The sequence below is a fragment of the Niallia tiangongensis genome (genome assembly GCF_044704065.1).
Classification (GTDB): Bacteria; Bacillota; Bacilli; order Bacillales; family Cytobacillaceae; genus Niallia; species Niallia tiangongensis.
Window position 1 is genome coordinate 4,222,948 of record NZ_CP162613.1, and the last position, 12,087, is coordinate 4,235,034.

Annotated in this window: 9 protein-coding genes; 1 reads left to right on the top strand and 8 read right to left on the bottom strand. The window is 37.0% G+C overall.

Annotation, left to right across the window (positions count from 1 at the left end):
* Positions 1-52: 52 nt before the first annotated feature.
* Positions 53-763, top strand: coding sequence for a Crp/Fnr family transcriptional regulator (locus AB3U99_RS20090; protein WP_400243495.1), 711 nt, complete (start codon positions 53-55; stop codon positions 761-763).
* Between the two features lie 161 nt (positions 764-924).
* Here AB3U99_RS20090 and AB3U99_RS20095 read toward each other — a convergent pair whose 3' ends face one another.
* From AB3U99_RS20095 to AB3U99_RS20130, 8 genes are all read right to left on the bottom strand, one after another.
* Positions 925-2,406, bottom strand: a complete 1,482-nt coding sequence (locus tag AB3U99_RS20095; protein WP_400248132.1) for a glycosyltransferase family 2 protein — start codon at positions 2,404-2,406, stop codon at positions 925-927.
* A gap of 455 nt (positions 2,407-2,861) precedes the next feature.
* Positions 2,862-4,091, bottom strand: a complete 1,230-nt coding sequence (locus AB3U99_RS20100; RefSeq protein ID WP_400243496.1) for a Zn-dependent hydrolase — start codon at positions 4,089-4,091, stop codon at positions 2,862-2,864.
* Positions 4,092-4,110: 19 nt separating this feature from the next.
* Positions 4,111-4,353, bottom strand: a complete 243-nt coding sequence (locus AB3U99_RS20105) for a hypothetical protein (protein ID WP_400243497.1) — start codon at positions 4,351-4,353, stop codon at positions 4,111-4,113.
* 178 nt (positions 4,354-4,531) lie between these two features.
* The gene (locus AB3U99_RS20110; RefSeq protein WP_400243499.1) at positions 4,532-6,007 is read right to left on the bottom strand and encodes an NCS1 family transporter; all 1,476 of its coding nucleotides are present in this window, start codon (positions 6,005-6,007) and stop codon (positions 4,532-4,534) included.
* 54 nt (positions 6,008-6,061) lie between these two features.
* On the bottom strand, positions 6,062-7,480 hold the full coding sequence (hydA, locus tag AB3U99_RS20115) for a dihydropyrimidinase (RefSeq protein ID WP_400243500.1): 1,419 nt from the start codon (positions 7,478-7,480) through the stop codon (positions 6,062-6,064).
* 62 nt (positions 7,481-7,542) lie between these two features.
* Positions 7,543-8,829, bottom strand: a complete 1,287-nt coding sequence (gene preA, locus AB3U99_RS20120) for an NAD-dependent dihydropyrimidine dehydrogenase subunit PreA (RefSeq protein WP_400243501.1) — start codon at positions 8,827-8,829, stop codon at positions 7,543-7,545.
* A gap of 15 nt (positions 8,830-8,844) precedes the next feature.
* Positions 8,845-10,218, bottom strand: a complete 1,374-nt coding sequence (locus AB3U99_RS20125) for an NAD(P)-dependent oxidoreductase (protein ID WP_400243502.1) — start codon at positions 10,216-10,218, stop codon at positions 8,845-8,847.
* A gap of 411 nt (positions 10,219-10,629) precedes the next feature.
* Positions 10,630-12,006 carry an aspartate aminotransferase family protein gene (locus AB3U99_RS20130; protein ID WP_400243503.1) on the bottom strand — a complete coding sequence of 459 codons (1,377 nt, stop codon included), beginning with the start codon at positions 12,004-12,006 and terminating at the stop codon, positions 10,630-10,632.
* Positions 12,007-12,087: the final 81 nt, after the last annotated feature.

Here is a 12,087-nt window from a genome sequence, read left to right on the forward strand (position 1 = left end):
TATTCACATTGTCAATTGTGAAAAAATACACAAATTCTACTGAGGTGTTTATATGCAACAACATGCGAGTGAGCCCTGTCCAAAACGTGTGCCAATTTTCCATTCTTTATCCGAACTAGAAATTCAAAAAATAACTGCTGTTGTCCATCATAAGCTCTTTAAAAAAGGGGAAAGGATTATAGAAGAAGGGGAAAAATCAACATCTCTCTTTATTATTCATAGTGGAAAAATAAAATTATCTAAATTAACTGTTCATGGGAAAGAACAAATTGTCCATTTATTAACAGTTGGTGATTTCTTTGGAGAACAAAATCTCTTTCATGAGAATACAGTTATGAACTTGAGTGGCTATGCAGTAGAAGATACGAAGATATGCCTATTAAAGAAACAGGAATTTGATCAAATTATGGCAAATAATCCCGATATCTCTTTCAAATTCTTAAAAACAATCACAAAGCGCTTAGCCCATACAGAGGACTTAGCGAGAACGTTAGCGACGAAAGACCCTGAAGTTAGAATTGCCAATATGCTTCTAGAGTTTTGTGAGATTTTCGGGACAGAAAGACAAAATGCTATTTTGATTAATCTTCCTATTACTAGAGAAGAGATTTCCAGCTATGTAGGTCTAACAAGAGAAACAATTAGTCGAAAACTTGCAAAGTTTGCGGATAAAGGAATTCTTACTTTAATTGGAAATAAACAAATTCTTATTAATGATAAAGGAAAGCTTCAAACAACGGGTGATCCCCTCCTCGATTTTTAACCAATCATTTTTCGCGGATCACTCTCTTTTCCTATTATTTAGATGTTATTTCCATAGTATTGAGGAGTCTAAACCAATTACTAACTTATAGAAAAAATGAATCCTCCATTTTTTCTATAAGTTAGTAATGAAAACGCTTAAATATTTTTATCCAATAAAGCTTAAGCTGTATGTCTCCCACGCAATGTCCAAATTTGATGAGCCATCATTAAGGATTTTAAAATCGTTAAGTAAGTCAATGTTATCCAACCACCCATTAAATATGGATTAATCGATTGTTGAACAGTCTCACTCGTTAGAAAATCTCGATAATAGAAGCATACATAACCGATAATTAAAACCGTTATAGTTCCAAGCAGCATTCCTTGGGTTAGCTTACTCCGTGTTTTACCAGCCTCCGCAGCATACTGATTTGCCCATCCATCTTTCTTATTTGAAGATAGCTTTTGCAGCCAGACTTGGCTAAATGTCATTAAATTTACCCATAAATAAATTTCTGGAGCAATTAATAATGCTGCAAAAATGACATCTATTGTCCGATGCATCGGTGTTTTGATGGCAAGAATGGTATTAAGGATGGATGCTAATACAATTGGTGTTAACCATATCCAGGACCAGTGAAATTGATCTGTCGCTAATGCAACACTTAATAAAACGACAAAGAGTACCCGTATTACTAAATCCGAAAATGACTTTAACTGATTTCGCCAAATTTTCCCCTTATGTCGTGTCTGAATACTTAAATCTTTATTTGTGAGCAATTCAACAGTTCCAGAATTCCACTTATTTCGTTGTTCCCTAAAAGTATGGTACGAACGCATTGCATCTACAAAGCAGCGTCCCTTTGGACTTATAAGCGTCTTCCATCCGGATTTCTGCAATTGCCAAGTAAGCAGCATATCTTCTACATCACTATCATTTTGCCAAGGTCCGTCTAATTTATTATGGTTTACTACTTCTTGTAATGCTTCTGGTCGGAATAAGGTTGCTTGACCTCCAAGCACATATGTACTACCACCATGATACTGAAGATCTAACAGCCAGCTTGCCATATCTTGTTTTTGCTGATGTGTCCACCATCTACTGATTGGTCCACCGTACTCACCGCTAGCTATCTTTTCTTCATAATAGACATCGTGTTTGCTTAATAAGCTCTTCTTTTTCGGCATACGCATTGTATATTTAGCCATTACTCCGCCAATGTTGCGACCACTCATCAACCCTTCCCATAGATATTTTAAACAGTTAGGGGCTAAACGACTATCCGCATCCATCCCGAGAATCGCTTTAATACTTTGTTTATATAATTCTTGTGATTCGGTTAACTGTATATGATAGAAATCCATAATATCCCCATATAATAATTTCCATCCACTGTTTAAAGCACCAACCTTACGAAGTTTATTTCCTTCTGTAACAATCACTTTTAGATTTAAACCAAATTCTTCGCCTGCCTTTATTGCTTTTTCTTCGGTACGATCCGTGCAGTTATCTGCAATGACATAAACATCTAGCTCTACTCCTTTTGGAAGCAATTGATCGTTAAGCCCTGCTAAACAATCTCTTATCGATTTTTCTTCATTGTGAGCAGGAATTAATGCTACTATTCTTGGTTTCATATACGATTTCTTTACACCAGGCATGCTAAAAAATGATATACTTCCTTTTTCCTCTTCCACTACTAATGACAATGAATCCACCAACTTTCATTTTCTTCATAATGCCATGTTAGACTTCTTCAGGTTGTCTGGGCCCGCATATAAAATGTTCTTAAAAAAGAACAAGTGAACAAAAATAATTTTATGAATTTGTGCTTTAACCAAACAGTTTTTGTTCTTATTTAAGAACATATTATCATTATAGCTACCTATAAGTCAATTACTCTTCTTAATTTTTTCACTTTTTCGTTTCTTTTATAGAACAAATACCTTTTTGTATCATTAGAAAAAAACTTCAATATAATGAACACCACCAACGTATATATGAACGTTCCTATCTTCGTAGTCACCTTTATTTCCAAAAATAAAAGCTAGCCCATTGCTTAGGCCAGCCTATCAATAATCCCAATATTTCACTTTCAATCCATCTTCTCTTACCATTACTTCCCCAAACTTAATACCGTTTCTAATAAAACGTTTACCCCTTTCTCACAATCCTCCCATGGCGTGAGTTCCTCCTCACAGTGACTTTTCCCCTTTATACTTGGCACAAAAATCATTGCTGTAGGTACCATACTTGCCATAAATTGAGCATCATGCCCCGCACCACTTGCCATTGTCTTGTAGGAGTAGCCTAAGGACTTTACCGACTCCTCTATATGCTCTAAAATCGTTTCATCAAACCAGACGGTATTTCTATCCCATAGTTTTATCGCCGCCATGCTACAATCTTCTAGTTCAACAGAAGTATCTAAATCTTTCAAAACACTTTCCACTTGTTTCATAATAAGTGGATCCTTATGACGTGCCTCGACTGTAAAAATCACTTTATTTGGGATAACAGTATGAATATTAGGATATGTATTCATTCTGCCTATCGTAAAAACTAATTCATTATCTAATTTCCCAAGCTTCTTTCTTATTTCCGCTATCACATCATTAGCAGCAAAAAGTGCATCTTTTCTCATTGACATTGGCGTCGTTCCAGCATGATTCGATTCTCCACTTACATTTATTTCATAACAAACCATTCCAACCACGCATTCTACAATACCAATCGTTAGATTTTCCGCTTCTAAAATAGGACCTTGCTCAATATGCATTTCTAGTAAAGCAGTCGCATTTTTTAACCGATTGCTACTATCTCCATTATAGCCAATCATTTTTAATGCCTGTTCAAAAGTAATCCCATTTTCATCCTGTTTTTGCATCATTAATTCTTTTTCGAATTTTCCTGTTATAACACCCGAAGCCATCATGGAAGGTTCAAACCTTGCTCCTTCCTCATTTGTGAAATTAACAAGCATTAACGGAAGCCTTGGTTTAATGCTATTGTCTACAATCGTTCTAATGACCTCAAGACCAGCCGCAACACCAAATACTCCATCAAATCGGCCACCCTTTTTCACAGAATCCAAATGTGATCCCATTACAATTGGCGGATTCTCTGTTTCCCCCTCCAAAAGGGCATACATATTTCCCATATCATCAATACTTACAGCCATTCCCAGTTTTTCACAGCAGCTGCGAAAATAATTTCTGGCCTCCTCATCTTCTCTTGACAAGGCAAGTCTAGTAACGCCATTATTATCCGTCTGACCAAAGTCAGCAAATTTTTCTAATGAAGCTTTTAACCGGTCTCCATTCACTAATAGTTTTTGTCCCTCCATCTTTTATCCACTCCCTTTTTTAACTATTTGAAATATGCTGCATTTTTAATTGCTCTAGTAAAAGCACAGAAAAGTATTTTCTCCCATCAGCAGTATGGATTCGTAGTGTTCGTTGTTCTACTGAACTATTACTTCTATCCTGTTTTTCTAATTGGACCATCGCACCATTTAAATCTTCTATTATATTTTTTATTCGATACCCGTCCGAAATTAAATAATCTATTTGGTCACGCTCATGTAAGAATTTCTGATAGTCCGACATCTAACTCCTCCTTTTTAAAAAGACGTTCTCGACGCACTTGAACTTGATTCTTTAGACAGTTAAACGTAAAAACTCGTTCGTTACATTTTGCTTCAGACACTTGCTTTCTGCAGGAGTCTTCCGCTTCCTTTCACTGTCGCTATTAAAATATTTTTCTACCGTCCTTACATCCTTGTAACTAAACTCTTTCCACAATCGCATCCTCTATCTCTGTAGCTTCCTCTTCTGCTCCATCAATATACCAGTCATGACTTACGGTGATTCCTAAATACTTTTCATCACAAGGATCCTCTATTTCTGCTTGTGGATATTTTTTGAACCACCAATATTTTGCCAATACATAATAAAGTCCTGAGCCTACAACAAAACCAACGATGGAGGAATAGGAAGAAAGAAGATTTGCAAGCACTCCACCGACAATCCAAGCAATGAATCCAGCAAGATTTATTCCTTTCATATATCGATATTGTCCATCTGGTTCATATAAATCGATGACATTTACCCTTCTTTTTCTTAAAAGATAGTAATCTGCAAACAATATTCCTACAATGGAGGTTAAAATTCCGCCGATAACAAGCAACGCACTGTTTAATACTTCAAATAAGCTCCACGGCTGTGCAATTACACCAATAATTCCTGCAATTACGACTCCCACCCAAAAAGGCATCTTCGGTCCACCAACATTTGAAAAAATAGTGGCTGCGGGAATAACATTAGCAGATGTATTTGTAGACCACTGGGCAAGAACAATCATTAATAATAAGATTCCTAATGCGAAACCACTTGCTGCTTCTTGTAAAGCAACGACAGGATCTGCGTTAGAAACAGCCATATAGGATACTGCACCAATAATAATCATAAATGTATTCACAATCGGCATTACAACAATACTTCCTAATAGCTGTGTTTTATTTCTTTTAAACCAATTTCTTTCTTCTTTCGGCGCTTTAAAAAAACGGGAGAGGGAAGGCATATCAGCAGCTAATGTTGCCCAAAATCCCATATTGCTCATGACAATTACCATAAATGCTGTAAAAGCAGCTCCCCCTGTTACAGGGCTTTCCACCCAAGTCCATACATCCTTTCCATCTGCAATAGCTTTATCGGATAATGCGACATACATCCAACATGAGATTAGAATAATAATAGGTGCTGCCAAATCAGCAAATCGTTCAATTGATTTTATGCCTAAGGAAGTATTTAATAATTGCAATCCAGCAAAGAAAAAGAAGCATAATAGCCAATTATCAAAGCCAAATAATAAATTTAGAATGGCGTTAATGGCAGTCGATCCAAAATACGTATTAATTCCAAACCAGCAGGCGGCAGTAACTCCCCTTACAATAGAAGGAATATGTGTCCCAATCGTTCCAAATGGTGCCCTCATATAAACAGGAAAGGATAGTCCATGCTCCACCCCTATATCTCCAATAATCGTCATTAATATTCCTATTGCTACTGAACCGAGGATAGTTGCTAAGATTACCATTCCTAAAGGAAGGTTTATAATCCCTCCCCCACCAATAGCAAATGCCGCAAGTACAATTGCCATCCCTACCCAAATAACCGCAAAACCAAATGGTCCAATACTTCGTTTCTCGTGACTAATTGGCAATAAATCAGGAGATTTTAAATAATTACTTTTTTGGGACATATAAAACACCTTCCTTTTATTTATTCAGAATATTAAGAATTCTAAAACCACAAATTACTTCGTTGTTAGTGATTTGCTTTTTACAGATAATGCTTCTCCATACTTTGCTCGTTTTAAATACTGACCTTTACCTGCTTTCCCTACAAATACTTTATTTTTAATTACATATTCCCCTCTAGAAAATACCGAAATTGGCTCCCCTATTATCTCCATGCCTTCAAACGGATTATAATCAACGGCCATATGATGTGTTTCAGCGGAGATTATTCTTTCTTCGTCTGGATCAAAAATGACGATATCAGCATCTGCACCAATCGCAATCGTTCCTTTTTTCGGATATAGCCCAAATAACTTGGCAGCACGAGTGGAAGTTATCTCTACAAATTGATTTAAGCTAATTCTTCCTTTTTTCACGCCTTCGGAAAATAAAATACTCATTCTATCTTCAATAATTGGTCCACCATTCGGTATTTTCGAAAAATCGCCTCTCCCTAAATCTTTTTGTCCTTTAAAATCAAACGAGCATTGATCTGATCCTAATATTTGCAGTTGACCAGTTTTCAATGCATTCCATAATACATCTTGATTCCAAGCTTCTCTTAATGGCGGAGACCATACATACTTCGCCCCTTCAAAGTTGGGCTTTTCCAAATACGTTTGATCTAATACCAAATATTGAGGACATGTTTCTCCCCAAATATCTACTCCCTTCTTTCTCGCTTCCTCTAATTGTTTCACTGCTTCTGCACAGGAAACATGGACAACATAAAGCTGTGAATTGGCTAGCTGCGTTAATGTTGCAGCTCTACCTGTTGCCTCTCCTTCTGCTTCTGGTGGTCTTGTTAATGCATGATAAATTGGGTCTGTATTTCCTTCTTCCACTGCCTTTTTGACCAAATAATCAATCACATCCCCATTTTCGGCATGAACCATTACTAATGCGCCTAATTCCTTTGCTGCTATTAACGTCTTAAACAAAGTCTCGTCGTCCGCTTGAAATTGATTCTTGTAAGCCATAAAAACCTTTAAGGAAGTGACGCCTTCCTCCGTTATCATTTCCGGCAATTCCTCGAGCACCTGATCTGTTACTTCTACTATTTGCAAATGAAATCCATAATCAATCACTGCCCTATCTTCAGCTTTGGCATGCCAAGTTTCGATTGCGCTTTTTAAGCTATTTCCTTTCGTGGTTAAACAAAAATCAATAATAGAAGTCGTACCTCCAAACGCAGCAGCCATTGTTCCTGTTTCAAAATCATCTTTCGTCATCGTACCTCCAAATGGCATATCTAAATGAGTATGTGGATCGATGCCTCCTGGAATAACATACATTCCTTTTGCATCAATGATTTCTGCCTGAAGATCTATTATGTTCTGAGCAATTTGTGTAATTACTCCATTTTCAATTGCAATATCTGCATCGTACGTATCAGTTGCCGTTACAATACAACCATTTTTAATTATTTTTTTCATTGCCATTCCTCCATTTACTTTTTTAGGATTTCTGAACATATCTTTTTTCATCTAGAAAAAATTTACTTATCCCGTATTCCTAACGCAGTGGGAAATGCTCCAATTGCTGCTTGTCGTTCATTCCATGTCATCGCTGGCATGGAATGAACGACTTCTATCATTTCAATTGCTCCATCCACCGGGCATACAATGGAACAAAGATTGCATCCTACACAATCCTCTTCCCTTACCTTTAAATAGCTTTTTCCACTACTATCCTTTAGCATATCAATGCATTGATGACTTGTATCTTCACAAGCAATATGACATTTATTGCAATTGATGCAAACGTCATTATTGATTTGTGCAACAATTTGATAATTTAAATCGAGGTCCCCCCAGTCTGAATATTTCGGTACAGATTTCCCTACTAAATCCATAACAGATGTAATCTTTTTATCATCTAAGTAATTATTCAATCCATCTATCATATCTTCTACGATTCGAAAACCATGGTGCATAGCAGCTGTACAGATTTGAACATTTGTTGCCCCCATTAGCATAAATTCCACGGCATTTTGCCAATCAGAGATTCCGCCAATTCCTGAAATAGGAACATTAATTAGGGGATTTCTCGCACATTCTCCTACCATATGCAAAGCGATCGGCTTTACTGCTGGTCCACAATAGCCACCATGGGCACCTTTTCCAGCCACATGGGGAATCGTATCCCAAGTATCAATATCTACTCCTGCTAGACTATTGATTGTATTTATCATACTAATGGAATCTGCTCCTCCATTCACTGCTGCCTCTGCAGTTGCGGTTATATCCGTTATATTAGGGGTTAATTTTACGATAACAGGTGTCTGTGCAACTTCCTTCACCCAATATGTCTGTTTTTCAACTAGCTCCGGAACTTGCCCAGATGCAGATCCCATTCCTCTTTCTGCCATCCCGTGTGGACAGCCAAAATTAAGTTCTAATCCATCAACACCTACAGCCTCTACCTTCTTAACAATTTCATGCCATTTTTCCTGCTTTGGTTCCACCATTAAAGAAGCGACTACCGCATGATTCGGGAATCTTTTCTTTGTTTCATATATTTCTTTTAAATTTACATCTAATGGCCTGTCGGTAATTAATTCGATATTATTAAAACCTGCAACCCTTTGCCCATTAAAGCTTACTGCTGCAAACCTTGAGGATACATTTAAAATCGGATCTCCTAGTGTTTTCCACACAGCACCCCCCCATCCCGCTTCAAAGGCACGTTGCACTTGATAACCAGAATTCGTTGGCGGAGCAGAAGCTAGCCAAAATGGATTTGGTGATTTAATACCTGCTAAATCAACACGCAAGTCTGCCATGCTATTCCTCCTTTGTTATGCGGTTTCCATCTTTTTCGAAAGAAAAGATTGATGAATACGATAGGCACATTCTTTCCCTTGCTGTGCCGCTGATACAACCATTGCCTCTCCTTGCCCTTTTCCAAAGATAACATCACCACATGCAAATACCTTACTATTACTAGTTTGATATGTTGTAGTTTGAATTTGGACAATACCTTGGTCATGTTCTAATCCGAATTGCTCGATTAAATCTATATATCTGGATTGACCAATTGCCTTAATTACAGCATCCACTTCCAATATAAATTCTGAGTTGTCTCTTTTGATAGGTCTTCTTCGACCATCTTCATCTGGTTCTCCAAGCATCATTTTGACACATTCTAAGCCAACAACCTCTCCCTTTTCATTCCCAATAATTTTTTTTGGAGCAGTAAGCCATCTAAATTCAATGCCATCCTGTTTAGCAAATTCGTACTCAAAATCATAAGCGGTCATTTCTGCTTCAGTTCGCCGATATACTATTTTGACATTCTCGGCTCCTAAGCGAATGGAACAAGTAGCAGCATCTATCGCTGTATTTCCAGCGCCAATTACAGCAACCCTTTTTCCAATTAAATCTGTCGATAATGGCTTGGTCTTTGTTTCTTTTACAAACTCAATCGCATCATAAACGCCAGTTAACGCTTCACCTGGAATACCTATATTCGGTACATTCGCCATTCCAATCGCAAGCAATACAGAATCATAGTTTTCAAGAATCTCTTGTACAGAAATATCCTCTCCAACCCTTGTATTCGTTCGGATTTCTACTTCTAAATTTCTAACTTGTTCTACTTCCCAATAAGAAACTTCTTTTGGGAGACGGAAGGAGACAATCCCATATGTATTTAAACCTCCCGCATTACTTTCTGCTTCAAAAATGGTTACATTATATCCGAGTAGCGCCAGTTCTCTTGCTGCTGAAAGTCCTGCTGGACCACCGCCGACAATTGCGATACTTTTATTCGTTTGAAGGACATTTCGCTTAAATAGTACCTGGTTGTTATTCCTCGCCCAATCAGTTGCATATCGCTGAAGGTCTCCAATCATAATTGGTTTTGTTGAATTGTTCAGCACACAAGCTCCCTCACACAATTCTTCTGTTGGACAAACTCTAGAACAACTTGCCCCGACAGGATTTGCTGACATAATAGTCTTCGCAGATCCCTTCAAGTTTCCTGAAGCTATTTTTTTAATAAAGCTAGGAATATCAATACCAGTTGGACAAGCAGTAATACAAGGTGCATCATAACAATATAGACAACGATTTGCTTCTTCTAATGCCTCCTGATTCGAAAGTGCTTTTTCTACTTCAGAGAAATTAGCCAATAACTGTTCATAAGAAAGCATAGCGTTAGATTTTCTCATAATCGACCTCCTTTTAATTGGTTATTAGCGAATAAGAAAACATACGATTCTGTTAGAACGACACAATCCTTATTTAGTATTAAACCAATCACAGCCATAACTGTACTGAACGTGCAAAAGAATTCTGTACCTTGTCGGAGTCCTGATTGTATTACATGAGTTTAAGTAAGTTATGTTGAAGAATAAGTAGAATAGTTGTTATTGATGTTAAAACGACGGAGAAGTTAAGTATGATGATGTTAGTTTTCATAACATTTATAGGATAAGATTTTCCTATTATAATCTGATATCCATATTTAGTAAATGTTTTTTATAGAAAATTAACAATATTCTACCATTTTCTTAAAAAACACTACTAAATATGATAGATTTTCTTTCATAAACAACCCTATTGGTACTTAGATTTTTTATCTAGGAAAGAACCTTCTGAGTCAATTGATTATTTTGTAGCACTTTCATTAAGACAGAAACAATAAAATTTAGATCCTCTTCCGTTGATGATAATGGCGGGCTAAGTGTTAAAATATTATTGTATCCATCAACTGTGTCCCCATTTTTCCCTATAATAAGCCCTTCTTTTTTACATTCTGTAACAATCTTAGCAATAAATTTAGATGAAACTGGCGCCTTGGTATGCTTACCATCGACTAGCTCTATTCCTAAAACTAGTCCTAATCCTCTTATATCCCCCACATTTGGATGGCTATTTAAGCCATTATTTAGTTGGTCTAAAAGATATTTCCCGCTCTGGGCAGATTTCTCTACTAAATTTTCCTCTTCTAATATTTCCAGATTTTTCAATGCAACAGCACAGGAAGATGGATTCCCACCAAATGTATTGATATGACGAAAATGGACATTTTCGTCTGACCCTTTAAACTTCTCAAAAATTTCTTTTTTTACAGCTGTTACAGATAAAGGTAAATAAGCACTAGTTAACCCTTTGGCCATCGTTACGATATCTGGCTTGATATTAAAATGTTGGTGACCAAATTTCTTACCAGTTCTTCCAAACCCACAAATCACTTCATCCAAGATAAGTAAGATGCTATATTTCTGACAAAGCTCTTGTACCTTTTCCATATAAGCATGATGTGGTATTAATACTCCACCACCCGTAATTAATGGCTCCATAATTATCCCTGCGATTGTCTCTTTTTGCTCCCAAATTATTTTTTTCTCCAATTCTTCCATCAACATAAGATGATATGCTTCCACTGACATATTTTCTGGTCTTCGATAGGAATCTGGAGGAGTTATGTGAAGAAATCCACTTGCAAGTGGCTCATATTTATATTTCCGCAATGCCTGTCCCGTTGCCGACAAGGCCCCCATCGAGCTCCCATGATAGGCCCGATGTCTGGAAATAAATTTAAAGCGACCATGCTCTCCATTTTGCTGATGATACTGACGAATTAATTTAAAGGCTACCTCATTCGCATCCGAACCGCTATTTGAATAGAAAATCATATATTCTCCTTCTAACCATTCATTGATTTTCTCTGCAAGCTTTATAGCTGGAATATGGCTTTGCGTTAACGGCATATAGCATAATTCTTTCATTTGTTCATAAGCCGCTTTTGCCAATTCCTCTCTTCCATACCCGATATTGACACACCAAAGTCCAGACATTCCATCTAAATAGCGATTCCCATGATGATCGATAAGCCAAGATCCCTCCCCCTTTACAGCAATCATAGCTGGGTTTTCTTCAACATATGGAGAGATATGATGCCAAACATTACTTTGATCCTTTTCAATTAATGACTCTGTCTTTGTTTTTTCCATGGAACCACTCCTTAAAAACAAGTTAGGCATCCGTACTTTTTGATTGCCGTAAAAGAAAGGACAATTAATTGACGATGCTTG

What these genes read in the sequence shown, in the direction of transcription:
- AB3U99_RS20110 (WP_400243499.1), bottom strand. Translation starts at nt 6,007, where the DNA reads ATGTCCCAAAAAAGTAATTATTTAAAATCTCCTGATTTATTGCCAATT.
- AB3U99_RS20090 (WP_400243495.1), top strand. Translation starts at nt 53, where the DNA reads ATGCAACAACATGCGAGTGAGCCCTGTCCAAAACGTGTGCCAATTTTC.
- AB3U99_RS20105 (WP_400243497.1), bottom strand. Translation starts at nt 4,353, where the DNA reads ATGTCGGACTATCAGAAATTCTTACATGAGCGTGACCAAATAGATTAT.
- AB3U99_RS20100 (WP_400243496.1), bottom strand. Translation starts at nt 4,091, where the DNA reads ATGGAGGGACAAAAACTATTAGTGAATGGAGACCGGTTAAAAGCTTCA.
- AB3U99_RS20095 (WP_400248132.1), bottom strand. Translation starts at nt 2,406, where the DNA reads ATGCCTGGTGTAAAGAAATCGTATATGAAACCAAGAATAGTAGCATTA.
- hydA (WP_400243500.1), bottom strand. Translation starts at nt 7,480, where the DNA reads ATGAAAAAAATAATTAAAAATGGTTGTATTGTAACGGCAACTGATACG.
- AB3U99_RS20125 (WP_400243502.1), bottom strand. Translation starts at nt 10,218, where the DNA reads ATGAGAAAATCTAACGCTATGCTTTCTTATGAACAGTTATTGGCTAAT.
- preA (WP_400243501.1), bottom strand. Translation starts at nt 8,829, where the DNA reads ATGGCAGACTTGCGTGTTGATTTAGCAGGTATTAAATCACCAAATCCA.
- AB3U99_RS20130 (WP_400243503.1), bottom strand. Translation starts at nt 12,006, where the DNA reads ATGGAAAAAACAAAGACAGAGTCATTAATTGAAAAGGATCAAAGTAAT.